22 protein-coding genes are annotated in these 25,243 nt (G+C 59.8%); 7 read left to right on the forward strand and 15 right to left on the reverse strand.

Translation table 11 applies throughout. From position 1 onward, the window contains the following. The first annotated feature begins 56 nt into the window (after positions 1–56). Positions 57–887, forward strand: coding sequence for a substrate-binding periplasmic protein (locus AC1ME2_RS12300; RefSeq protein WP_480441480.1), 831 nt, complete (start codon positions 57–59; stop codon positions 885–887). A 223-nt stretch (positions 888–1,110) separates the two neighbouring features. Next, a complete protein-coding gene (gene rhlE2 / locus AC1ME2_RS12305) occupies positions 1,111–2,997 on the forward strand; it encodes an RNA helicase RhlE2 (protein WP_480441481.1) in 1,887 nt (628 codons plus the stop codon). A gap of 118 nt (positions 2,998–3,115) precedes the next feature. On the opposite strand, the gene AC1ME2_RS12310 is transcribed toward rhlE2, so the two are convergent. Together AC1ME2_RS12310 and AC1ME2_RS12315 are read right to left on the reverse strand one after the other, a co-directional pair. Continuing rightward, positions 3,116–3,697 carry a YceI family protein gene (locus AC1ME2_RS12310; protein ID WP_480441483.1) on the reverse strand — a complete coding sequence of 194 codons (582 nt, stop codon included), beginning with the start codon at positions 3,695–3,697 and terminating at the stop codon, positions 3,116–3,118. A 26-nt stretch (positions 3,698–3,723) separates the two neighbouring features. Continuing rightward, a complete protein-coding gene (locus tag AC1ME2_RS12315; RefSeq protein WP_480441485.1) occupies positions 3,724–4,272 on the reverse strand; it encodes a cytochrome b in 549 nt (182 codons plus the stop codon). Between the two features lie 298 nt (positions 4,273–4,570). Between AC1ME2_RS12315 and AC1ME2_RS12320 the strand changes: the two genes are divergently transcribed. Both AC1ME2_RS12320 and AC1ME2_RS12325 read left to right on the forward strand, forming a co-directional pair. Next, positions 4,571–5,977: an adenosylmethionine--8-amino-7-oxononanoate transaminase gene (locus AC1ME2_RS12320; protein ID WP_480441487.1), complete on the forward strand. Its 1,407-nt coding sequence runs from the start codon at positions 4,571–4,573 to the stop codon at positions 5,975–5,977. Between the two features lie 127 nt (positions 5,978–6,104). Beyond that, positions 6,105–6,824 (forward strand): 16S rRNA (uracil(1498)-N(3))-methyltransferase, encoded by a 720-nt coding sequence (locus AC1ME2_RS12325; protein ID WP_480441488.1) that lies wholly within the window; start codon positions 6,105–6,107, stop codon positions 6,822–6,824. Between the two features lie 114 nt (positions 6,825–6,938). On the opposite strand, the gene trhA is transcribed toward AC1ME2_RS12325, so the two are convergent. Beyond that, entirely contained in the window at positions 6,939–7,556 is a 618-nt protein-coding gene (gene trhA, locus AC1ME2_RS12330; RefSeq protein WP_480441490.1) for a PAQR family membrane homeostasis protein TrhA, read from the reverse strand. Between the two features lie 187 nt (positions 7,557–7,743). On the opposite strand from trhA, the gene AC1ME2_RS12335 reads away from it, so the two are divergent. The 3 genes from AC1ME2_RS12335 to AC1ME2_RS12345 are packed head-to-tail and all read left to right on the forward strand — an operon-like array spanning position 7,744 to position 9,819. Beyond that, positions 7,744–8,316, forward strand: coding sequence for a chromate transporter (locus AC1ME2_RS12335; RefSeq protein WP_480441491.1), 573 nt, complete (start codon positions 7,744–7,746; stop codon positions 8,314–8,316). Between the two features lie 6 nt (positions 8,317–8,322). Then, entirely contained in the window at positions 8,323–8,865 is a 543-nt protein-coding gene (locus AC1ME2_RS12340) for a chromate transporter (RefSeq protein WP_480441493.1), read from the forward strand. Between the two features lie 27 nt (positions 8,866–8,892). After that, entirely contained in the window at positions 8,893–9,819 is a 927-nt protein-coding gene (locus AC1ME2_RS12345) for a LysR family transcriptional regulator (RefSeq protein ID WP_480441495.1), read from the forward strand. A 99-nt stretch (positions 9,820–9,918) separates the two neighbouring features. Here AC1ME2_RS12345 and madM read toward each other — a convergent pair whose 3' ends face one another. The 12 genes from madM to AC1ME2_RS12405 all read right to left on the reverse strand — a co-directional run bounded on the left by madM (position 9,919) and on the right by AC1ME2_RS12405 (position 25,235). Further along, entirely contained in the window at positions 9,919–10,683 is a 765-nt protein-coding gene (madM, locus tag AC1ME2_RS12350; protein ID WP_480441496.1) for a malonate transporter subunit MadM, read from the reverse strand. Position 10,684: 1 nt separating this feature from the next. Next, complete coding sequence (gene madL, locus AC1ME2_RS12355) at positions 10,685–11,119, reverse strand: malonate transporter subunit MadL (RefSeq protein ID WP_480441498.1); 435 nt, start codon at positions 11,117–11,119, stop codon at positions 10,685–10,687. A gap of 64 nt (positions 11,120–11,183) precedes the next feature. Next, positions 11,184–12,119 (reverse strand): malonate decarboxylase subunit epsilon, encoded by a 936-nt coding sequence (gene mdcH / locus AC1ME2_RS12360; RefSeq protein WP_480441499.1) that lies wholly within the window; start codon positions 12,117–12,119, stop codon positions 11,184–11,186. Continuing rightward, positions 12,116–12,760, reverse strand: a complete 645-nt coding sequence (locus tag AC1ME2_RS12365; protein ID WP_480441501.1) for a malonate decarboxylase holo-ACP synthase — start codon at positions 12,758–12,760, stop codon at positions 12,116–12,118. Before AC1ME2_RS12365 ends, mdcH begins: the two co-directional genes overlap by 4 nt. Next, on the reverse strand, positions 12,761–13,564 hold the full coding sequence (gene mdcE, locus AC1ME2_RS12370) for a biotin-independent malonate decarboxylase subunit gamma (protein ID WP_480441502.1): 804 nt from the start codon (positions 13,562–13,564) through the stop codon (positions 12,761–12,763). Beyond that, complete coding sequence (locus tag AC1ME2_RS12375) at positions 13,561–14,412, reverse strand: biotin-independent malonate decarboxylase subunit beta (protein ID WP_480441504.1); 852 nt, start codon at positions 14,410–14,412, stop codon at positions 13,561–13,563. The genes mdcE and AC1ME2_RS12375 overlap by 4 nt, the downstream gene beginning before the upstream one ends. Then, positions 14,405–14,704: a malonate decarboxylase subunit delta gene (locus AC1ME2_RS12380; RefSeq protein WP_480441506.1), complete on the reverse strand. Its 300-nt coding sequence runs from the start codon at positions 14,702–14,704 to the stop codon at positions 14,405–14,407. The genes AC1ME2_RS12375 and AC1ME2_RS12380 overlap by 8 nt, the downstream gene beginning before the upstream one ends. 2 nt (positions 14,705–14,706) lie before the next feature. Further along, positions 14,707–15,582 (reverse strand): triphosphoribosyl-dephospho-CoA synthase, encoded by an 876-nt coding sequence (locus AC1ME2_RS12385; RefSeq protein WP_480441507.1) that lies wholly within the window; start codon positions 15,580–15,582, stop codon positions 14,707–14,709. Continuing rightward, positions 15,582–17,258, reverse strand: coding sequence for a malonate decarboxylase subunit alpha (gene mdcA, locus AC1ME2_RS12390; protein WP_480441509.1), 1,677 nt, complete (start codon positions 17,256–17,258; stop codon positions 15,582–15,584). Before mdcA ends, AC1ME2_RS12385 begins: the two co-directional genes overlap by 1 nt. Positions 17,259–17,479: 221 nt before the next feature. Further along, positions 17,480–18,634, reverse strand: coding sequence for a Fic family protein (locus AC1ME2_RS12395; protein ID WP_480441511.1), 1,155 nt, complete (start codon positions 18,632–18,634; stop codon positions 17,480–17,482). A gap of 126 nt (positions 18,635–18,760) precedes the next feature. Further along, positions 18,761–19,225, reverse strand: a complete 465-nt coding sequence (locus tag AC1ME2_RS12400) for a chemotaxis protein CheW (protein ID WP_480441513.1) — start codon at positions 19,223–19,225, stop codon at positions 18,761–18,763. After that, positions 19,218–25,235, reverse strand: coding sequence for an Hpt domain-containing protein (locus AC1ME2_RS12405; RefSeq protein WP_480441514.1), 6,018 nt, complete (start codon positions 25,233–25,235; stop codon positions 19,218–19,220). The genes AC1ME2_RS12400 and AC1ME2_RS12405 overlap by 8 nt, the downstream gene beginning before the upstream one ends. Positions 25,236–25,243: the final 8 nt, after the last annotated feature.

Below are 25,243 nucleotides of genomic sequence, written 5' to 3' on the forward strand. Positions count from 1 at the left end.
CGAAGAAGCCTGATCCAGAGCTTCTATTTAGGCCTCGCCCGTCGTAACCTCAGGTCATGCCTGTCATTATCCGATTTCTGACTACCGTCCTACTCACGTGCCTGAGCGCTACTGCTTTGGCCGAAAAACTGCGTATTGTCACCGAGCCTTGGGCACCTTACGTGTATACCGAAAATGGCCAGCCGCGTGGGCTCGACTACGAAACCACGGCCATTATCTTCCAGCGCCTGGGCATCGACGTTGAGTGGCATTTCCTGCCCTGGAAGCGTTGCCTGTCAATGCTTGAGCAAGGCCAGGCGGACGGTGCACTGGATATTTTCCAGAACGCCGAGCGCGACAATTCGTTGCTGTACCCCAGCGAGCCCCTATCCACCGTCGAATTCGTGCTGTTCTACGCCAACGCCCATCCTCATCCGTTTCAGACCTTCGAAGACCTGAGGGGCCTGACCGTAGGGGTTTCGCCCGGCTATCTGTACAGCCCGGACTTCATGGCCTCACCGCTATTTACCCGCGAAGCGGCGCCCAGCCATGAAGCCAACTTCGGCAAACTCCTGCGCGGGCGAATCGATCTGGTGATTACCGACCGCCGTGTCGGCCAGTATTTGCTCGATCAATTAAAGGTTCGCGAGCAGATCAGCCAGTTGCCAACCGTCATCAGCCATGAGCCGCAATACCTCGCGCTGCGCAAAAACGTAGGCATGGACCTGCTGGTGCAGCGCTTTAGCGCCGAGCTAAAACGCTTCAAGCGTGAGCCAGCGTACGCAGCGCTGAGTGCCCGTTACGCCAACGAAACGCCGCAACAGACCGCCCCCTTGCCCGCCAGCCCCGTGCAACCGGCGTCTGTGCTTTTAAAAACCGTTGAGCAGCAGGAAAGCAGCGCGCGGTGATTGCTCTGTTATACTCCGACCTTCCCGCCAGGCTCACGCCCGGACGCTCGGCCTTGCAAAAGGCATCTCGATCACGTCAGTCGCGCCATTTCTTTCCCGCGCCGATATGCCGAGACGTACTTTAAGACCCAGCAGGACCGGACGGGATTGCGTCTTCTAAACGCCATTCACGCCAGGCAAGATCATCCCATTGGGCGAAGCCCTAACTAAAACAGGATTACTCATGTCCTTTGCTTCCCTCGGTCTCTCCGAGGCTTTAGTCCGCGCCATCGAGGCAGCGGGCTATACCGAGCCTACTCCGGTGCAACAGCGGGCTATTCCCGCCGTGTTGCAAGGTCGCGACCTGATGGTCGCGGCTCAGACAGGTACTGGTAAAACCGGCGGCTTCGCCCTTCCGATTCTGGAGCGGTTGTTCCCCAACGGTCACCCGGACAAATCCCAGCGTCACGGCCCGCGCCAACCGCGCGTTTTGGTCCTGACCCCAACCCGCGAACTCGCGGCGCAAGTACACGAAAGCTTCAAGGTGTATGCCCGGGATCTGAAGTTCGTCAGCGCCGTTATTTTTGGCGGTGTCGGTACGAACCCGCAAGTCCAGGCCATGGCTAGAGGCGTTGACGTGTTGGTGGCCTGCCCAGGTCGCCTGCTCGATCTGGCCGGCCAGGGCAGCGTCGATCTGTCCCGCGTTGAAATCCTGGTGCTTGATGAAGCCGACCGGATGCTCGACATGGGCTTCGTGCATGACGTGAAGAAGGTCTTGGCTCGTCTGCCAGCCAAACGCCAGAACCTGCTGTTCTCGGCGACCTTTTCCAACGACATCACGTCCTTGGCCGGCAAGCTGCTGCACAACCCGGAACGCATCGAAGTCACGCCGCCGAACACCACGGTCGAGCGTATCGAACAGCGCGTATTCCGTCTGTCTTCGAGCCATAAACGCTCGTTGCTGGCGCATTTGATTACCGCAGGCGCCTGGGAACAGGTACTGGTTTTCACCCGGACCAAGCACGGTGCCAACCGTTTGGCCGAGTACCTGGACAAACACGGCCTCGCCGCTGTGGCTATCCACGGTAACAAGAGCCAGAACGCCCGAACCAAAGCCCTGGCTGACTTCAAGGCTGGTCAGGTACGGATCATGGTTGCGACAGATATCGCCGCTCGCGGTCTCGATATCGATCAACTGCCCCACGTCGTCAACTTCGAACTGCCGAACGTCGACGAAGACTACGTACACCGTATTGGCCGTACCGGCCGTGCGGGCCGTAGCGGCGAAGCGATTTCACTGGTCGCGCCGGACGAAGAAAAGCTGCTCAAAAGCATCGAGCGCATGACCAAACAGAAAATCGCCGATGGCGACCTGATGGGCTTCGATATCACAACGGTTGAAGCCGAGAAGCCAGAAGTACGTGAGCGTCCGGATGTGCGTAACCCACGCGCACCCCGTGGCCCTCGCGGCGATGGTCCGACCGGCAGTGGCGGTGGTGGTGGCCGTAAGGATAAAGGTAAGGACAAGGGTCAGGAAAAGCCGGCAGCCGCCGCACGTCCTGAGCGTCCAGCCCAGAAGCCGCGCGAGGGCACACCTGCCCGCGAGCAGCGTCAGGCAACACCGCGTGCCGACCGTGCCCCGGATGAGTTCCTGGATGACGAAGTGGATAACTTCGGCAACCGCGATGATTACGTGAGCCCGTACCCGAATAAAGGCCAGAGCCGTGGTCGTCGTCCAGGCGCTCCGGCACCTGCGGCCGCCGCCGGCGGTGCAGCGCCGGCTGCTCGCGCGCCAAACCCAGGCCGCCCAAGCGGTTCTCGCGCCGGCTCCGGTTCAACCACCGGCACACCACCCGCTGCCCGCTCCGGCCCACGTAACGGCGCACCACGCGACGGCGCGGCCCGTCGTGACGACGCACCGCGCAATCGTCGCCCTGCGGCCGCTCGCGATGACCAGCCAGCTCGTCAGGAACCTGCGGTCAGAGGCCCTCGCGAGGGAGCACCTCAGCCGAAGATCGTGCACAAAGAGTCAAAAAGCGATCGCTTTCCGTCGGCCGATCAACTCGACCAACTGCCAAGCCGTCCACGTGGTGAAAAACCCGCGTTGCTGACCCGCAACCGCGAAGGTTAAGCACGCGGCATAAAAAACGCCCCGACTGGTTCGGGGCGTTTTTTTTGTGTGGCAATAAAGCGATTTCAGACAAAAAAACGCCGACCCTGAGGCCGGCGTCTGATGTTGCGAGCAAACCTTACTTGGCTTGAACGCCTTCAAACGAAATGATCAATTCAAGTTCTTGGGTTTTAGGGCCAAGATCTTTCTGAATAGCGAAGTCTTTCAGCTTGATAGTGGTGGTGCCTTCAAAGCCTGCACGGTAGCCGCCCCATGGGTCTTTGCCTTCACCCAGGAAGTGCGCAGCGACCACAACCGGTTTGGTGACGCCGTGCAGTGTCAGGTTACCGGTCACGTCAGCCGTGTCGGTGCCAGTCGATTTGACCGAGGTCGACACGAACTTGGCTTCCGGAAACTTCGCTACGTCCAGGAAATCAGGGGTACGGATGTGCTTGTCACGTTCAGCGTGGTTGGTGTCGACGCTGGCAGTTTTCAGCGTGACATTAATCTTGCTGGCTTCCGGGTTCTTGGCGTCGAAGCTGAAGGTGCCGTCCCAGTCTTTGAACGTGCCGTAGATGTAGCTGAAGCCCAAATGACTGATCTTGAAGTTTACAAAGGCGTGATTGCCTTCCTTGTCGACTGTGTAATCAGCGGCCATCGCCTGTCCGGCGGACAACAGGGCAGTACCCAGGGCCAGAGCGGCGAGTGTCTTCTTCAACATGCTTTCATTCCTGTTTAGGTTGAACATTAGTCGCGACCCAACATGCGCGTAAGGGTCGCATCGCGATTAATAAAGTGGTGTTTCAATGCTGCCAAGGCATGAAGTCCAGCGAAAATCACCAGTATCCAGGCCAGGTACAAATGAACAGCGCCCGCGACGTCTGCCTGATCGGGAATGCTGGAAATCAACGCCGGCACCTCGAACAGATCAAACACCGGAATCCCCACACCGTCAGCGGTGGAAATGAGGTAACCGGCAAACATCACGGCAAACAAACTGACATAAAGAAACAAATGACCGAACTTCGCACCCCATTGGACGAGCCGACTCTGAGTGGACAGTGCTGGAGGTGGCGGGCTGATGAAACGCCAGACCAGCCTGACCGTCATCACCGCGAACAAGGTAAGACCGATGCTCTTGTGCAGGTCCGGCGCCGCTTTGCGCCAGGTATCGTAGTAATCAAGCCCTACCATCCACAAGCCCAGTGCGAACAAACCAAAGACAACAAGCGCCACACCCCAGTGCAGCACGATGCTGACCAGACCGTAACGAGAGGAGGAGTTGCGTAGCTGCATTACCGTTACCTTCAAGAGTGGGACTCAGACTAACTTTTTATCTATCGAATGAAAGCGCAAAATTTCGCTTTGAAATATCGAGAAACACGATCATAGGCTGATTCCTTTCAGCCGGATGCCAGCATCCCGCTAATGTCTGACCGACAATACTGCACCGTAATAATCGGACATTCGATCCCGATGAGTGGCACCGCATTGTCATTCTGCGTCACAAGAGGTTGTTCCGCAGCCACGCATTGCATAGGCTTGCGCGATTGTTTGCCCTCGCGCCATGCGAGTCGCCACCCGGAGATAGCCAATGGGCCTTAATAACCAGTGGATGCAACGCGACCTAGCGGTGCTATGGCATCCCTGCACCCAAATGAAAGACCACGAAAGCCTGCCGTTGATCCCGATCAAGAGCGGTAAAGGCGTCTGGCTCGAAGATTTCGAAGGCAAGCGTTACCTGGATGCCGTGAGTTCCTGGTGGGTAAACGTGTTCGGCCACTCGAACCCGCGCATCAATCAACGGATCAAGGACCAAGTCGACCAGCTGGAACACGTGATCCTTGCCGGCTTCAGCCACCAACCGGTGATCGAACTGTCCGAGCGTCTGATCAAAATGACGCCCGAAGGCCTGACCCGCTGCTTCTACGCCGATAATGGTTCGTCCTGCATCGAAGTCGCGCTGAAAATGAGCTTTCACTACTGGCTCAACCGCGGCCAGCCGAATAAAAAGCGCTTCGTTACCCTGACCAACAGCTACCACGGCGAAACCATGGCGGCGATGTCAGTGGGCGACGTGCCGCTGTTCACCGAGACATACAAGGCGCTGCTGCTCGACACCATCAAGGTGCCGAGCCCGGACTGCTACCACCGCCCGGAAGGCATGAGCTGGGAAGAACACTCGCGCAATATGTTCGCCTCCATGGAACAGACCCTGGCCGAGAACCACGAGACTGTCGCGGCCGTGATTGTCGAGCCGCTGATTCAGGGCGCGGGCGGCATGCGCATGTACCACCCGGTGTACCTCACGCTGTTGCGCGAGGCCTGTGATCGTTATGGCGTGCATTTGATTCACGACGAAATCGCCGTCGGCTTCGGGCGCACCGGGACGATGTTCGCCTGCGAACAGGCGGGCATTCGTCCGGACTTCCTCTGCCTGTCCAAAGCCCTGACCGGTGGTTATCTGCCATTGGCGGCGTGCATCACCACCGATGACGTGTACAACGCGTTCTACGATGACTACTCGACCCTGCGCGCCTTCCTCCATTCGCACAGCTACACCGGCAATCCGCTGGCGTGTGCGGCAGCGCTGGCGACGTTGGATATCTTCGAGCAAGACAACGTCATCGAGAACAACAAGGCCCTGGCGCAACGCATGGCCAGCGCGACTGCGCACCTGGTCGACCACCCTCATGTCGCCGAAGTGCGTCAGACCGGCATGGCGCTGGCCATCGAGATGGTGCAGGACAAAGCCACTAAAGCCGCTTATCCGTGGCAAGAACGACGTGGTTTGAAGGTGTTCCAGCATGCCCTCGAACGGGGTGCCCTATTGCGACCACTCGGCAGCGTGGTGTATTTCCTGCCGCCGTATGTCATCACCCCGGAAGAGATTGATTTTCTCGCCGAAGTGGCAACAGAAGGCATCGATATTGCGACCCGCACCAGCGTCAGCGTTGCGGTGCATGAAAACTTTCATCCAGACTTTCGAGATCCCGGCTGATAGACCGCATAAAGCCATTCGCGAATAAATTCGCTCCCACTGAAGATCCCGTATCCCGTGGGAGCGAATTCATTCGCGAAGGCGCCATGACAGGCGCCGACAAACCTACTGATTTCAGAGATGCCACATGAGACTGTCCCGCTTTTTTATCGACGCGCCCTTGAGCCTCGGCGAACACGAACTGCCAGAAGCCCAGGCGCACTACATCGGGCGCGTACTGCGTATGGCCGAAGGTGACGCGCTGCAAGTATTCGACGGTTCGGGCAGTGAGTTTCGCGGCAGATTGCTCGAAGTGGGCAAGAAGCGCGTACGCGTGCAGCTGGATGAACAATTCGCCGGGCAAATCGAATCGCCGTTGCGGATTCATTTGGGTCAGGGGCTGTCACGCGGCGAACGCATGGACTGGGCGATTCAAAAGGCGACCGAGCTGGGTGTCAGCGAAATCACACCCATTGTCAGTGAGCGTTGTGAAGTTCGCCTCAAAGATGAGCGTGCCGAAAAACGCCAGGCCCATTGGCAACAGATTGCAGTCAGCGCGTGCGAGCAGTGTGGTCGCTCAGTGGTGCCGGTGATCCACCCACCCACGGCCCTGGCTGACTGGATCAAAAAGACCGAAGCCGACTTGAAACTGGTTCTGCACCCGGTTGCAGAACCGCTGACCAGCCACGACAAACCCGGCACCCTGGCCTTTTTGATAGGCCCGGAAGGCGGGCTTAATGATGCCGAGGTTGATCAAGCCCAGGACGCCGGCTTCCACGCCGCCCGCCTCGGCCCGCGGGTACTGCGCACAGAAACCGCACCCGTGGTGGCGCTGAGCGTGGCCCAGCAATTGTGGGGAGATTTCTAAACCGTCGTACCACGCCATCCTGTAGGAGATGTCGCCCCGTCTGCGACGCCGCGCTGTCGTGCAGCAAACTGGGTCCTACAGGTTTCGTATCAGTCTTGGCTCCTGCAGCTGACCTCAAAGCACATAAAACATGATCGCTACAAAGTGCATCAAGCTGCCGGCGATCACGAACAAGTGCCAGATGCCATGCCAATGCCGAAAACGGGTATCGAAGGCGAAGAAGATAATCCCCACGGTATATAGCACACCGCCCGCGGCCAGCCAGGTAAAGCCCACCGTTCCCAGTGCGGCCATCAGCGGCTTGACTGCCACCAACACGATCCAGCCCATCACCGCGTATATCACAATGGACATCACGCGCGCCTCGGAGCGTGGCTTGATCTCCTGCAACATACCGATCACTGCCAGCCCCCAGACAATCCCAAACAATGTCCAGCCCCACGGGCCGCGCAACGTCACCAGGCAGAACGGTGTATAGCTGCCCGCGATCAGCAGATAGATCGACAGATGATCGACCTTTTGCATAATCACCTTCGCCCGCCCCCGGACGCTGTGATAGACCGTCGATACGCTGTACAGCAGCAGCAATGTCACGCCGTAAATTGCCATGCTGACGATCTTCCACACGTTGCCGTCCATGCTCGCCAGCACCAGCATCCAGACCGCACCGATAAATGCCAGCACCGCCCCAACCAGGTGAGTCCAGGCGTTGAATCGCTCTCCGTGATACATATTCGCACACCTCAAAATCCCACAACGACTGCAAGGCTCAGGGTTATGCGCGAAAAGCGCAATGCCTGGAACGTAGATCCAGCACAGCGCCGCCCCATAAAAAAGTGCGATGAGCGCTGGAGCAATCGCCCACCCACCGCTCACACTACCCACGCTTGAGCCGCACCCGTTTTTTCCAGGAGTCGCCATGGAAGTACCCAACCGCATACGCCCCACGCTGTGGCAGTTGTTTTTCAACTTCGCCATGGTTGGGTTGTTTGGTTTTGGCGGTGTGATGCCTTGGGCACGGCAGATGATGGTAGACCGTCGCCAATGGGTCGATGACGCCGAGTTTTCCGAATTACTGACCACGGGCCAGTTTTTCCCCGGACCGAACATCGGCAACATCTGCATCATCTTCGGCAGCCGGCAACAGGGGCTCGCAGGCGCCTGGGTCTCTATCATCGGGCTTTACCTGTTCCCGACATTCGTCACCATCCTGGCCGGTTTTGCCTACACCAAGTGGTGGCATGTGTACGCGGTGCAGCAGGTCTTCGGCGCGGTGATGCCTATCGCCACGGGGTTGATGCTGGGCACCACCCTGCGGTTGTTGAAAGGCATGCCGCGCAACGTGCACACCGTGGCGGTGTTCGTCATCACATTCGTGCTGACCGGGCTGTTGGTCTTGCCGTTGTGGACGGTGCTGCTGATCTGCATTCCGCTGTCACTGATGCTCAGTTTTCTCACGCCGAGCATGCGCGCCCATCAAGACGGAAACTGAGGCACCATGCAGACCGTGCTCCTGCAACTGATGTTCAACTGCGCGCTGTGGTCGCTGATGGCGATTGGCGGCAATAGCGTGGCGATCAGCGATATTCACCGCTATACGGTGATGCAAGCGCATTGGGTGACCGATGCGCAGTTCGTGGCCTTCTTTGCCATGGCCCAGGCGTTACCAGGGCCTAACGGCATGTTTCTGGTATTTATCGGGCAACAGGCGGCAGGTATTCCGGGGGCGATGACGGTGATGGTTTCCCAGTTGCTGCCCTGCTCAATGATCACTTACTACGGCGCCGCCTGGCTGGAGCGTCAGGCGCATCGGCAATGGGTACAGCGGGTCAAGCGCTCGCTATTGCCGGTGACCATCGGCCTGATTCTGGCGGCCTCGTTCGTGCTGATCAAAAGCATGAAAAACGGCTGGGCGCAGGTATCGTTGACCCTCTTGAGTGCCGCGATCATCTATTTCTCCCGAATCAACGCAATCTGGCTGATCCTGATCGGCACGGCACTAGGATTAACCAGCGGCTTGCTCGGCGCCGACTGGTTTTAATTTTCTGTTCGAATAAGAGTGCCCACCATGCTGATCGACGAAGAACTGACCCTCAAGAAGCTGGAAATTTTTCTGGCGTTTATGCGTACCGGCAACCTGGCGCGGGCGGCGGTGGAGTTGCAGACCAGCAATGTCAGTGTGCATCGGGCCATCCATTCACTGGAAAGTGCCCTGCGCTGTCCGCTGTTCAAGCATGAAGGACGCAACCTGACGCCACTGGAAAGCGCTTACGTACTGGAAGAGCGCGCGCAGAAGCTGATTCAGGACGTGGTCGCCACCGTGGAGTTGACTCGCCAGGCCGCAGGGTTTTCAGCGGCACGATTCAAGTTGGGCTCACTGTACTCGCTGACGATCAAGACGGTCCCGCAGCTGATCATGGGGCTGAAACTGCGTCGCAGCGAGCTGAACATCGATTTGATTCTGGGCTCCAATATCGACCTGTTCTACAAACTGAAGAACATGGAAGTGGACGCGATTCTGGTGTCGCTCAATGAAAGCGTCAGCGATCCGGACTGCGAACAGCTGCCGCTGTTTTCCGACGATATTTTCCTCGCAGTGCCCGCAGAGTCGCCGTTTTCAAAACAAAGCGAGGTGGACTTGAGCGACCTGCGCGAAGCGACGTTCATTACCCTGACACAGGGTTTCGCGACCCATCAGGACGGGGTTCGGGTGTTTCAGCAGGCGGGCTTCGAGCCAAAGGTGGCGATGCAGGTCAACGACATATTTACCCTGCTGAGCATGGTCAGCTCCGGGGTCGGCTATGCATTGCTGCCAGGGCGAGTGGCTGCGGTCTACGAAAACCGGGTGCGCCTGATCCCGTTGCAAGCGCGCTATCGAATGCAGCAGCACATTGGTGTCGTGTTCCTCAAATCGAAGGAACGCGACCCCAACCTGCTGGCATTGGTGGCCGAATGCCGGATGTACGCGAATCGGCATTCACAGCCTGAATCCTGAATCCTGAAAAGCTTCGCAGCGGGACGCGTAGTTGCAAGCCTGCTCCCACAGGTGATATGCAATCTGTGGGAACAGTTCCGCTGCGAATGGCTTGATCGACTACCCCATAATCCCGCGCACGATGAAGTACAACACCGACGGCCCCAATAGGCAGCCGAGCCCGGTATGGAAGGTGGCGGTCAGGGCGCCGTAAGGCACCAGCCGACGGTCCGTCGCGGCCAGGCCTGCGGTCACACCGCTGACCGTGCCAGCCAGGCCGCCGAACACCATCGCCGAGCGAGGATTATCCAGGCCCATCCAGCGTGCGGCCATCGGTGTGCCCACCATCACCAGAATCGCTTTGATCAAGCCGGTGGCAATAGACAACGCCATCACATCGGAGCTGGCGCCAATGGCAGCCCCAGTGACCGGCCCGACGATGTAAGTCACCGCACCTGCGCCGATGGTGGTCATGCTGATCGCGTCGCGATAACCGAACATCCAGGCGATGCTCGCGCCAACAATGAACGGCAGTGTGGTGCCTAACAGCAAGGCAACGATCCCTATCAATCCGGCCTTGCGCGCTTCACTGGCTTGCACTTCGAACGCCGTAGCGACGATGGCGAAGTCACGCAACATGGCGCCGCCCATCAGCCCGACCCCTGAAAATAACGTGATGTCCGCCAGACCTTTCTCGCCGCCGGTCATGGTGCCACCGACCCACGCCAGAACCAGACCGATCACAATGGCGATCGCCGAACCGTGAATGCGACCAAACGTCAGGCGCTTTGAGATAACAACGGAAATCCACATCACGATGCCAACGAAGGCGAACGCGGTTACCAGACCATATTGGCCGAGGTCTTTCGCAAGTAGAGGCCACATATCATCGCCCCCCTACAGGGGTCGTAGTCGATGTCGCAACAGGCAGGATGCCCGAAGGCTCTTCTTCCTTGGGCAACGGTTCACCTCTGTTGATTCGGCTGATCAGCGCAATAGCACACGCACAAACCACCACCGAGCCAATGGCCGCCAATATGGCAACCGGTCCGCCATGCAAGGCGGCGACTACGTTCTGTTGCGCGGCCATGGCGACCACCACAGGGATGTACATGGCGCCCCAAAAACCCACGCCCAATTCGCAATCCTTGGTCATGCCGCCGCGTTTCTGCATCCACAAGCGGGCACAGATCAACAGAATCATTGCAATACCGACCCCGCCCACATTGGATTTAACGCCCAGCAGCACGCCGAACATATCGCCGAGAATGACGCCTGCCAGGGTACAGATGGCCAGTAAGGCCACACCATAAATAATCATTATTTTTATCCTCAAATTGCGTTGCCGAAGTTGTTGTTTTTATCCTTCGCAGCAGCCACTCGGTCTAAGGGTTGCGGGTGTCCTCCTCTCGCAGCAGCGCACTCAGCGTATCCAGGCGAGCCCCTTGAAAGGCGACTGCCGCTCCTTGTTCGAACACTTTTCTGGCCAGGCCCGTCAACACGGTGCCTGGCGGTAACTCGATCTGTAGGCGTACGCCGCGCTCATACGCACTTTGCACGGTGCCGCGCCAATCGATCACCCGGCACATGTTGAACGCCAGGTCGTCGCGCACTTTGTCGGCGGTCAGCACCAACCGCGCAGTACTGCCGCTGAGATAGCGCAGGGTCGGTGCCTGCATCGACACCTTGGCAAAGGCCTCGGCCAACGCTGCGGCAGGTTGCTCCAGCAAAGCACAATGGGATGGCACGCTGACCGCCAAGCGCTTGACCGCCGAAGCACCGTTGTTTTTCGCACGCTCGGCGACCGCTGCCATCGCACCCTCGCTGCCCGCGATCACCAACTGGTTATCAGCATTGATGTTGGCCAGATAAACCGGCGTGACAGGGCTGTGAACCTGCTCGATCAGCGCTTCGACGGCGGCCTGATCCAGCCCCATGATTGCGGTCATGCCGTAACCATGAGGATAAGCGCTCTGCATCAGTTCGCCGCGCAAGGCCACCAGACGCACCGCATCGCCAAACGCCAACGACCCTGCGATCACCGCCGCTGGATAGGCGCCGATAGACAGACCCGCCACATAGTCGGGGGCACTTGCGCGTTCGATCAGCACGCGGGCACAGGCCACGCCGGCAATCAATAAACACAACTGCACGGCACGGCTATCGGCCAGGGCTTCGACCGAATCGAGTGCCAGTACCTCTTCACCCAGTTCGTCGCTGGCTTGGCGCAGGCAATCGCGGACCAGCGCTTCATCCGGCAAGCGATGCAGCATCTGCGGCTGTTGCGCGCCCTGGCCAGGAAACACCATGAGGCTGCTCATGCGGCGTACTCGGTCAACCGCCAAGGATCGCTGAGCAGGCACGCGCCCTCAGAGGTTTTGAGCAGTACTTGCCGCGCCGCACCGGCCCACTCGCGCAAGGCCACGCCACCGCGAGGGGTTTGTAATTGCAGATCGATCCGGCAGCCCGTCCGCACCGTTGCCGCATCCAATACGCGGACCAGATCGGCCGCCTGCTCGCGACTGAAAAACTGTGGCGTGCGCAGAATCAAATCAAGGTCGCTGTCACGATGCAGCGCAGCAAACCCACTGGCCAGTTCAAAACCAGCGCTGCCGCTAATGCCCCACACCAGCCCCAGGTCCTCCATCAGCGGCCGAATCTGACGCAATGCTCGCAGTGCCGGCCAGTCGCGACCGCCTTTGTTCTCCCCATGAATGAGTTGCTCCGGCTGCACCTGCCGCTGAACATCAGTGCACTTGATCAGCGTGGCGTAGCGCTGCTCACGCTGCTGACCGCGAACACCGACCGCGATCTGATCCGCCGCGCACACCGCGCGACGCACCACCACCGGATGGCCAAGGCTCAACACCTCGGCGACCCAACTCGGCGCATCGTCAGCCAGCGCATACACAGGCAAACCCCAGAGCAAGTCGTGGGGCCGCACAGCGACAAGGGCGTTCATTTACCACTGCGCCCGCAGCAATTCACGCACCTTGGCAGACGCCGCACGATTGCTCGCACCCAGGCGACTGCTCAGGTCAGTGCCGGTCGCCTGCACGTCCTTGATCGCCCGCGCCAGGCACGCCTGAACATGATCGATGTCTTGCGCGGTCGGTTGCTCGATCTGGCTGACGGACAGGCTCTCCCACAGCAGGCCGAGGGTCGCGTAACTGTCGATGTCGTAGGCCATCGGCGGCACGTTGGCGGCCAGTTTTTCCAGCTCTTCAACCGTACGCAGGGTGACGCGAGCGGCTGAAGCCTTGCCCATCGCATGCACCATCACGCCGGGATCGCGCAGGGCAATCAGGCGGTTGGCCTGATAACCGTGGGCCAGAAATGCACCGGACATGGCCTTGCCCACCAGCAGAGCTATCACCGGATGCCCCGCCAGACGCGCACGCGCATAGCTGTCCACCGCACCGGCGAGGGCTTGATGAATGCCCAACGCTTCTTCGCGTCGACCGTACGCCTGGCTCGGCACATCAACGATGACGATCAAGGCGCGTTTGTGCTCACTGCGCTGATCCAGCGTTATGGCGTCGTCCACCGCCTTGGCCAAACCCCAGCCTTCGAGCAACCCGACTTCGCCGTTGCGCGCCCGAGGGAAACGGTTTTCAGGATCAGCGACCACCGCCAGAAAACGCACCGGTTGATCGCCCAGCACGCCGTCGGCCACTTTGAGCGAGGCCGGTAAACCCGCGATCTCAGACGCTGCGCCACTCAGGGCCAAAAACCAATTTAAGCCACGTTTCGAGTACTCGCTCATGGCTGTTCTCCTTGATAAAGGGTACGCACCGTCTGTGGATCGATTTGTGGCGTTGTATCCAGCTGCGCCAGGCGCTGCAGAAACAGCGTGTATTGACCGCTGCGTTGCTGTTCAGGCAAACCCTGCATAAGCCAGGTATCGACCTGGCGCTGAATGCTCGTCACATCGTCGATCGCAAAACCGTCCGCCAAGCCGCTGGCGAAACGTTGCTCACCTCCGGTCAGGCTCCAGATAAAAGGCCGGTTGCGCGAGTCGTACTCTTCGATGCCCGCTTCCTGCTCAATCACCTGTGGTCCGTTCAAACCCAGACGCGCCTCGCGAGTCACTAACAAATAGCTGCACAAACCCGCCGCGATGGACATCCCGCCGAAGCAGCCAACGCTGCCGGCAATCACACCGATCACGGGCTGGTACCGGCGCAGATCGACAATCGCCGCATGGATATCGGCAATCGCCGCCAGCCCCAGGTTGGCTTCTTGCAGGCGCACACCGCCGGTTTCCAGAAGCAACACGGCGGCGGTTGGAATGCCGTTTCGGTTGTCTTCAGCTGCCAGCTCCAGCGCCCCTGCAATCTTGGCGCCGCCGACTTCGCCGAGGCTGCCACCCTGAAACGCGCCTTCAATGGCTGCGATGACCACGGGCAAACCGCCGATAGAGCCCTTGGCAATCACTACGCCATCGTCGGCCTGCGGCACAACGCCTTGCTTGGCCAACCAGGGCGACATCATGCGAGCGAAGGGGTCGAGCAACTCACGAAAGCTGCCGGCATCCAGTAGCGCACGGGCACGCTGGCGAGCATTGAGTTCGACAAAGCTGTGCTGACTCAATAAACGGGCGTTGTCAGTCATGGCCGATCTCCTCGAAACCTTGCTCCAGACGCAACCGCACCACACCCGGTGTCGCGCCGAAATCATGAATATCGATGGACAGCGCTGGCGGCAATTGCCCGTCGAACATGCGCTCGAACAAGTGCTGCCAACGGGCGGCACTGCCGTTGACTGACGTCACGACCTGTATCGATAGCTTGCCCGGCTGACCCGGCTCAAGCAGGGCTTCCAGATCACCCGAACCGACACAACCCACCAACGCGCGCCTCAGGGGCGGTTGCCCGGCAGGGAATTCAAAAGACAGGGTTTCCATGATCAAAAATTCCTCGATTGATCGCCGAGCCCAGGCTCAAGGCTATCGATAAACAGGCAAGCAGCGAGCAAGTCCGCAGCGCCACCGGGCGATGCGTTCAGGCTCAACAGCTGTTGATCCAGTTCATGCAGGCAACGCCGACCGCCGAGGCTGGCACTGCCACCGGCATCCAGAACCTTCTGCGCGCCGAGTTGCATGGCTTCAAGACCGGGTTGACCGGCGCGGTACAGCACGCAGGTGTCGGCCAGGGTGGTCATGATCGCCAGCAGCGCATCGAGTCGAGCGTTCTGTTCGCCGTGCCCAGCGGCGCGACTGCGTTGCAACTGGGGCAAACCGTGTTGCGTCACTGCCGGGAAGCCTAGCTGCGCCTGCTCCCGAGCGCCGCGTGCGCCATAACGCTGGGCGACTTTGGCGCCGTGGCTGTTCTGCAACGGCGAGTGGCGGTCATCGATCAACGCCAGTTTCGCTGCCCGCAGGCTCACACCCGCCGCCGTGCAATGGCCCGGTTCCAGCGCCACTGCCGCCACCAGCAGGCCCAAAGCCCAGATCGCCCCGCGATGGGTGTTCACGCCTCCGGTGGTGTGCAGCATCGCCACTTCACCTTCACGACCGATACGGCCCACGGCTTCGCGCAGTGGCTGACCTACGACGCCAAACTCAAGGGCGGCTTCGGCCATGTGCTTGAACGCAGGCCACAATGACAGCGCTGAAGCGTGCATTAAGCCCAAGTGCAGATCCTGATGCGCGCCGCTGCCGCGACGGTCGACCAACGCCGGTTTCGGCGACAGCTCTGCTTCATCGATCAGCGCATCCACGGCCAGGTCAGCCAAGCGGTCGGCCAACGAAACAACGACAGGTTGCAGGTTGAGTGCGCGCATCACCAGCTCCTGAATTGGGCGGGCGGGTTGTAGAGGCCGCCGGACCACTCGACCAGATCGGCAACGCTTTTCGCGGCCAGCAATTCGCGGCTGGCATCGGTGCGGCGGATGCCCAAATCTTCAGGCAAGGCGATCAAGCCTTCGCGACGCATCCGCGCGGTGTCTTTGGGGTTGTGACGCATGCCAATGGCAGTGACGCCCGCTACCGCCGCGATCATCGCCTGGCGCTCTTCCAGGGTCCGCGCCTTGTACAGGTAAGCAATGCCCTCTTCAGTGAGCAAGTGTGTGACGTCATCGCCGTAAATCATGATCGGCGCCAGTGGCATGCCGCTTTTTTTCGCCACGTCGATCGCGTCCAAGGTCTCGACGAAGGTCGGTTTGCCGCCTTCCTGGAAGGTTTCGACCATCTGCACCACCAGCTTCTTGCCGCGTTCAAGGTAGGCGGCCGGGCCATCGCCGGTCTGCTGACGCATGTCCAGCCAGGCCGGGGTCGCATGGCGGCGGCCGTGCGGGTCGTGGCCCATGTTCGGTGCGCCGCCGAAACCGGCCAGGCGCCCACGGGTAACGGTCGAGGAATGGCCATCGCCATCCACTTGCAACGTCGCGCCGATAAACAGGTCCACCGCGTACTGACCAGCCAATTGGCAGATCATCCGGTTGGAGCGCAGCGAGCCGTCACGCCCGGTAAAGAACACGTCCGGGCGCGCCGCGATGTAGTTTTCCATGCCCAACTCAGTGCCGAAGCAATGGATGCTTTCGACCCAGCCACTTTCGATGGCCGGAATCAGCGTTGGGTGCGGGTTGAGGGTCCAGTTGCGGCAGATTTTGCCTTTCAGCCCCAGGGACTCGCCGTAGGTGGGCAAAATCAGCTCAATGGCGGCCGTGTTGAAACCGATGCCGTGGTTCAGCGACTGCACATTGTGTTTTTCATAAATGCCGCGAATCGCCATCATCGCCATCAACACATGTACCGGCTTGATGTGGCGCGGGTCGCGGGTGAACAGTGGCTCGATGTAAAACGGCTGATCAGCCACCACCACGAAGTCGACCCAGGACGCTGGAATGTCGACCCGCGGCAGGTCGCTGACATCGTCCACCAACTGATTGACCTGGAAGATCACGATGCCATCGCTGAACGCTGCCGGTTCGACCAGTGCGGGCGTGTCTTCGGTGCTGGGGCCGGTGTAAATGTTACCGGCACGATCCGCCATGAAGCCGGCCGCCAACACTACGTTGGGGATCAGATCGACCACCAGGCGTGAGTAAAGCTCGATATAGGTATGGATGGCGCCGATTTCCAGCAAGCCATCTTCCAGCAACTGGCTGATGCGCAGGCTTTGCGTGCCCGCGAAGGAAAAATCCAGCTTGCGGGCGATGCCGCGTTCGAACAGATCCAGGTGCTCGGACCGGCCGACGCTGGGCATGATCATGTGCAGGTCATGCAGCTTGGCTGGATCGACTTTGGCCAGGGAACGGGAAAGAAAATCCGCCTGCTTCTGGTTGTTGCCTTCCAGCACCACACGGTCACCGGGGGCCAACAAGGCTTCCAGCGCGGCGACGATGTTATCAGTCGGCAATACCACGCCATCGGCGAGAGACCGCACCTGCTCGAGTCGCCGCTGCTTTTCGCTGCGCCGACGCGACCAGCGCGGATCGGGTGTATTTATTGTTGTCATGCTCACTCCACGCGTTTTCGCTGTCGTGAGCCACCTTATGAGCGAATGGTGAAGCGCATCAATCAAGCAACGGACGAAATCGTTACGGCTGGAGTAATGATTTCAGCCAAACGCTGATCTCTTCCTTGCCTCGTACCGTGGGAGCGAATTCATTCGCGAAGGCATCGGCTCAGGCACCGATAATGTTGAATGTGCTGGCCTCTTCGCGAATAAATTCGCTCCTACAGGGATCCCGCCCAGTTGATCTGATACCGAGTGCTACGCCCGCCGCCCGGGAGTTTCTCCAGACAGCCTTTTTCCAACAGATCACTGAGATGCCGGGTGGCGGTGGCCTTACTCACTTTCGCAACGGCCTGATACTGCGCAGCGCTAATGCCCGCGTCGAAACCCGCGCCAGGTTTATCAACCAATACATCCCCGTCGAGTAAACGGTTGAGCACTTTAATTTGCTCCGCAGAAAGCCCGTCCTCGCGATGTTGCTGCCAATAGCGGGCTTTGGCCAACACTCGATCAATGCGTTTTATCGCCTGCTCCAGCGTATGCAGCAGAATCTGCAGAAACCATTCCAGCCATGGCGTGATATCCAGCGTGGCCTTCTGACTGTCTTCGAGAATGCGGTAGTAGGATTGCCGCGCACCGAGGATGCTTGCCGACATCGCATAAAAGCGGATGGCCTGATCTTCGTCTTGAGCTAAAGCGAGGTCAGTAATCGCGCGCGTCAGGCGACCATTTCCATCATCAAACGGGTGCAAGGTTACGAACCAGAAATGCGCGATGCCCGCTCGCAACAAAGGGTCAAGACTGGCGTCTGCGCGGCTGCTGTTGAACCACTCGAAAAAACGGGTGAGCTGCGCGTCCAGCCCGGTTCGCGGTGGCGCCTCAAAATGCACGGTCGGCCGATCCAGCCTTCCAGACACCACTTGCATCGCCTCTTCGCCGCGCAAGGTGCCGACGCGGATGCCATGCCCCAGCACCGTTTCTCCCTCAGGAAAGAGCAGCGTATGCCAATGCAATACACGCTCCAGAGTCAAGGGCAGCAGATGTTGCCGGGTGGCATCGAGCATCAGCTCAGCCAGCCCCTCGCTGCGTTGACTGACCCGCTGATCCCCCACCAAACCCAGACGCCGCGCCAGAGAAGAGCGTACCGATCCTGCGTTCAACTGCTCACCTTCAATGGCCGATGAGGTAATGATGTTCTGCAGCAACGTATCCAGTTCGGTCTGCGCGCTGGCATCTACTCCCGCGGCACCGATCATCCCCAGCAACCGCCCCTGAGCCTGAGAACAACTCCGCAACAACGGCGCCAGCCGATCAACCTGCCACGTGAAATGCGGCCAGTCGGATTGCTGCCAGATCCAGTCGGTGGGTTCGTTCATGGGCGTCCTGAAACGTGTGAGCCGAATAAAAGCGCTATTCGGCTCATTAGGTGAGCCGATTGTGCGATTTATTAGGCTCATCGTCTATGTCGGCGCTGGAGATGTGCACTGTAAAACGTAGATCGATCAAACCAGCCCTGCCTCCACCAGCAAGTCTTCCAGGCCCACCAGGTCCGGGATTTTCGCGAGGGTGTCTCCGACTTGCACCGCCGCCAGTTCCAGTTCGGCCAAGGGGACGTCGACGTAGCTGAGTTGGCTGTCGAGCTTGCAGGAACGGGGAATGCCTTGGGTCAGCAGGGCGATGAATTTGAGGTCGGCACGGCCGCCAAGGGCGTTGAGGACGACGATACGAGCACGGCCACCGACGCGGGTGCGGCTGCCGCAGGTGGCTTCGAAACTGAGCAGCGGTAAGGTGCGATTGCGCCAGTAGATCGGCCCCAGGTACCAGTTGGGCGCATCGGGTTCGGCTTTGCTGTCCTGGTAGTCGATCAACTCCGCAACGGCGACGTTGGGCACAAGCAGGCTGCGGTCGCCCAAGGGCAGCAGCAACCCTGTCAGGGTGGTCAGGTGGCTGGGGGGGGCGCTAGACATGAACCGGACTCCATTGGGCGATGCTTTCCAGCAATACTGATTCCTGATAGGGCTTGCTCAGGTAGTCGTTAACGCCAATAGCCATGGCATGGTCGCGGTGTTTTTGCCCGGAGCGGGACGTGATCATGATGATGGGCAGGTCTTTGAGCCGGTCGTCATTGCGGATCTTGCTGGCGACTTCGAAGCCGTCCATGCGTGGCATTTCGATGTCCAGCAGCAGGATGTCTGGGGTGTTTTCCTGCAACAGCGCCATGGCATCGATCCCGTCTTTGGCCGTCAGCACGTTCATGCCGTTGCGCTCAAGCAGGCGGCTGGTGACCTTGCGCACCGTCACCGAGTCGTCCACCACCATCACCAACAACGGACGGGCTTGTTCGACCTCGATGAACTTCGGTGCGTTTTGGCCGGCGGCTTGCTGCGCCTGGAGACGACCATGCAAGGCGCGGATATGCGCCGGCAAATCAAGAATGAACACCACGCGACCATCGCCAAGAATGGTCGCGCCGGAGATCCCCTGCACCCCGGCGAATTGCGCGCCGAGGCTTTTCACCACGATTTCCCGCGAGCCTGCCAGCGCATCTACTTGCACAGCTACCCAATGATCGTGCACATGCACCAACAGTACGGGCAACGGTTGGGTCTGGCCGAGCAGTTTGGGGGGCAGGCCGTTATTGAGCAGCTCGCCGAGGTAGCGCAACTCGTAGCTCCGCTCGGCGAACTCGTAGCGTGGCGGGCTTGACTGGTAACAGGCTTCCAGTTCGTTGGGCATAACCCGCACGATGCCTTCGACCGTATTGAGCGGGACGGCGTATTGTTCTTCGCCGCACTGCACCATCAGCGCCCGGTTGACCGATACGGTAAACGGCAAACGGATTTGAAAGCACGTGCCCTGCCCCGGCGTTGAATCAATGACCATCGTGCCACCGAGCTGTTTGACTTCGGCGTGCACCACGTCCATGCCAACCCCGCGACCTGAGATCTGGGTGACTTTCTCGGCGGTGGAAAACCCGGCCTGGAGGATAAACTGGAGCAGCTCGTAATCCGTCAGTTCGGCGTCCGCGTCCATCAAGCCACGCGTTATCGCTTTGCGGCGCACGGCCCCGAGGTCGATACCGCCACCGTCATCGCGCATTTCTATGACGATATCGCCGCCTTCGTGAATCATGCTCAGGCTGATCTTACCCTCTTGCGGCTTACCTGCGGCGCGGCGCTCTTCGGTACTTTCCAGACCATGGTCGATGGCGTTACGCATCATATGTTCCAACGGCGCGACCATGCGTTCCAACACGCTACGGTCCATTTCGCCGTTGGCGCTGCCCACTTCAAAGCGCACCTGTTTATCCAGCTCACCGGAGACCTGGCGCACGATCCGCCGCAAACGCGGGAGCAGGCGCTCGAACGGCACCATACGCGTACGCATCAGGTTTTCTTGCAACTCGGTGTTGACTCGCGCCTGCTGCGACAACAGCGCTTGCGCGTCGTGGTAGCGAGTGTCGAGGGTTTCTTTGAGGTCGAGCAAGTCGGACGCGGATTCGAACAATGCCCGGGACAACTGCTGCAACTGCGAATGATGGTCCATTTCCAGCGGATCGAAATCTTCGTAGCCCAATCGCTCGGCTTGCACCTGTTCGCGACTCAGGATTCGCCCTTGAGTTTCACTGTCCAGACGCCGCAACTGATCGCGCATGCGTTCGATGGTGGTTTCCATCTCAATCAGCGTGACTTGGGCGTCGCTGACTTGCTGTTCGATACGCCCCCGGAAGATCGAGGTTTCGCCTGCCAGGTTGACCAGACTTTCTAGCTGTTCGGCCGCCACCTTGACCATTTCCGGCGGGGTGCGCTCGGCCTCGGCTTCAGTCGCCGAAGGCAGTGCCGTTAGACTGGCCGGCGTTGACTGAAGGGACGTATCGCCCAGCGTCGCATTGGCGGCGAGGTCACTCACACTGCCAGGGCTGCTGAAACGACGGATACTCTCGATCAACAACGTGGCGCAGGGCAACGGCCGCTCCGCACGCACGGCGTCGAGCATGCCCGCCAAAAGATCGTGCCCGCTTTGCAGCAGGCTGATCAGCAGTGGATTACTGTGCAGCAGCCCAGCCGCCAGGCCTTCGTAGAGAAACTCCAACTCATGGGCGAGGTCGCCGATCGGGGTGATTTCCACCATGCGTGCGCCGCCCTTGAGGGTGTGCAGATCACGCAGCAGGTTTTCCACTTCAACCGTGTTTTGCGGCTCATCCTGCCAACGGGTCAAGGCACCGCCGGAGCTTTCGACAATATCGAAGCCTTCTTCGAGGAAGATCTCCAGCAATTCAGGGTCGCGTTCTTCGAGGACTTCAACCGCTGACTTGCCGGGTTTCAGCTCGATGTCAGGGTTTGATACTTGACCGCTGCCCTGCCGAAAATCACGAATGGCCTCGATCAGCTCAGCAGGATCGCTGAGCGGCTGATGGTCTTGCAATTGCTCCAGCAGGGCCGCCAGATGATCATGGCTTTGCAGCAGCAGATCGGCCAATACGGGCGAGTGACTGTAGCGGCGGTCGATCAAGCCTTCATAAAGGGATTCCAGCTCATGGCCCACATTGCCCACGGGGTCGATACCCGCCATGCGCGCGCCCCCTTTGAGGGTGTGAAGATCGCGTTGCAGTGAGGACAACGGCAACGGATTTTCCGGATCGTCCAGCCAACGGTGCAAGGCCTGCCCGGCGCTGTCGAGGATGTCCACCGCCTCTTCGAGGAAGATTTCCACGATCTCGTCATCGAGGCCGCTCAACGGTGCTGAGGTTTTGCCGTGCGCCTCAATAGGAAGCTGAGTGGCAAGCTGATCGGTCGCTGCATTTAACTCAGTAATACTCAACGAACGGCTACCGTCACTTTTGATCAGGCCCGTAGCCCTTGGGTCGAGGGCTTGATCAAGCAATTCACGCAACGCCTTGATGCGTTCGGGACAGGCATCGACCTCTTGCCCCGCCGCCACTTGGTCGAGCATGTTGATCAGCGCTTCGTGTGCGCTTTCAGCCTCATCAAAGAACCGCTCGCTGACCGCCAGGCTGCTTTCTTCAACAGCGCCATACAGGTCCAGCAACGCCTCGCACAGCTCATCCACCTGCGGCAGATCGGCCATGTGCGCGCCATGACCCAGGGTGGTCAACTCGTCCAGCAGGGCACTTAATTCCTGGCGATCTCCGGGACGCTGCCGCCAGCGCTCCAACAGGCTTTCAGCATCGAGCAAGATGTCCATGCCCTCGGCCAGAAAGGTCGCGATCAATTCCGGGTTGCGCTTGATTCGCAGGCCATTTCTCGGCGCACTCAGTGCAGACGTCAAACGTACGTCCAGCAACGAATGCGCCTCTTCGATCAGCGCCGCAGCGCCCTTGATGGTTGCCAGCGGGTCGCTGTCGAGCTGTACCAACCCCCCACGAAACAGGGGTTCTGCGGCCTTCAGCAGCTGAATTTCTGCCTGCCCCAGCGGGATCAGGTTGGATTTGAACTCCCGGATCAGCTGATCCAGCGGGCTGGCCAACTCGGCAATCGGCAACACGCCGGCCATATAAGCGCTGCCTTTGAGTGTGTGCAGAGCGCGCTGCAGGTCATCACTGATCGGCGGCGACACAGCTTCGTTGGCGCTGTCGAGAAAACGGTTGAGCGCGTCGAGATGGCTTTGCGCTTCCTGACGGAAAATCTCCAGCAGTTGCGGGTCCAGCGCTTCATTTTCGTCAACCGCATAAAGCATGACCGCAGTGCTCGGCATCTCCTCATCCTTGGCCAGCGCGTGGGCACGCCCGGCCAACAGGTCGACATCATCACGCTGACGCTGGGTATTGTCGGCGAACTCGTGAATAACCTCAGGCAACAACGCCAGCACTTCAACCAGTAATTGCTGAACGCGCTGATCGAATTTGACGCTGTTCTCCATGATCCGATTGAGCAGGTTCTCCGCTGACCAGGCCAACTCACCGAGGATCAACGCGCGGACCATCCGCCCGCTGCCCTTGAGGGTGTGAAACGCCCGACGCACTTCGGTCAACGCGGCCGTGTCCTGAGGGGCCTCGAACCATTGTGGCAAGTACTCGTGCAGCGCCACCAAGACTTCATCGGTCTCTTCAAGAAAGACCTCAAGCAGCTCGTCATCCACCAGCGCTTCATCGGCTGGCGGGGGCAGCAGGCTGTCAGGTACGTGGCGGGCAGGCGGATTCACCGCTGAAACCGGGCTGGCAAGTACTTGGGCGATGGTCTGCGTCGGGCTGACCAGTTCCTGACGGGCCTGTAGCTCAAGCAACTCGTCCTGACTGACCACTTCTTCGAGCAGCGGCACCTCGACAGAGGCGTCCGGCGTCGGCGAATACCCCAGGCTCGCCAGGCTGGCCTGAGCCTTGTCCAACACCTGCTCACCTGGCGCTTCGTGATCCTGGCCCAAACGCTCCAGGTAATACTCGATGCTGGTGAGAGCGTCCGCCAGGCTATCGAGCTGGGGCCACGCTGGCGGTGTGTTGCCCGCCAACAAATGCGCCTGAATGTAATCGTTGCAAGCCGCGAGCAGGCTGGCGGCGCGCGCCAGCGGAATCATAGCCAACGCTCCGCGAATCTGCACCAGTAGCGCCGGCAAAGGTTCCAGCCGCAGTTGATCCCAGGGACCGTCGATGTACTCGATGATCATGTCCTTGGCCTGCTGCAAACCGATGCGCGCCTCTTTAATCACCAGTTGGTGGATCTGGGTCAGGTCCGTCGTCGGCAGTCGGCTATCTTCGCGGCGGGCCTGCTCCACTGTGCCGACCATCCCGGCCAGGGTCGCTTCGACGTACAGCAGCGCGCCGGCGACATCCATCAACGCCGAGTCATCCGCTTCACGTTGACCCTGGGCCAGGCCCAGGACCACCGCCAACTGGTCGATGATGACTTTGCGCGGCTGACCAAAGCCAAGGACGGCCAGCGTATCGGCAATCTGCCGCAGTGGCGGCAGCAGGCTGTTGAGTTCGCCAACGTGCTTGCGGTCGCTGCGCACGAATACATCCAGGCGCTCTTTAACCCTGACCAGCTCCTCGCATAACGCGACCACCACCGAACGCATCGCATCACGATCCGGGCCCGCCAGCCGCGCACGTTCTTCATCGACAAGCGCAGTATCGGGCAGGGATTCGGCGAGGCCGTACTGATCTTTGAGCAATAGCATAGGTGGCGCCTGACTGTCGGACTTGGCGATATAGAACAACAAGCTCTTGAGCAGCTCATCGGGCGCGGGCTGATTGATTGCGCTGATGCCCTCCTCGAGCATGCGCTTGAGCTCTTTGTCGGACTCCTTGAGCAGACCGCGCAACGCTGGGCTATTGGTGAACTGGCCGTCAGCCATGGTCTCGACCAGCGCCGACGCGACCTGCCACAGCAGACCGAGCGGTGCGCCTCTGCACAACGCCTCAAGGCGGGTAAACACTTTGGCCATATAACCGAGGTTGGTCTGCACCTCCTGCTCACGCAGCAAACCGATCAACGCCGCTTGCAGCATCTGCCGCAATTTGCGCAGCAAAACCATCAAGTCAGGGCTGTCGAGCCTGGCCAATGCCTGGGCGTCGAGTTCGGGAATGGAGAGCAGTTGCGGGGCGAACAGGCTGGTTTCCGACAGCAGGCTTTCGCCTCGGGCGCTGCGCAGATCATTGAGCAGCGGCAGTACCACAAGCGGCAAATCACGTCTGGCGGTATGGATGCGGTCCAGGTAAACCGGCAATTGCACCATGGCCTGCATCAGCAAATAGATCGCTTCGGACTGTTGCGCCACGCGCCCTTGTTGCAACGCCAGAGCAAGCTGCTCGATCTCTTCGGCGAGCAAGGCGGCGCCATAGAATTCAATCATCTGCAGGCTGCCATGCACCTGATGCACGCAGTTCAGGCACTCAACCATCGAGGTCGGGTACTGGGGGTGCGCAACAAACGCTTCGAGGGCTTGGCGAGCCTGTTTGAGCGTTTCGGCAATTTCGCCCTTGACCCATTCGAGGGCCACGTAGTCGTGCCGATCAGCCATAACAACTC

The sequence above is a fragment of the Pseudomonas sp. ASL9 genome (assembly GCF_056680335.1).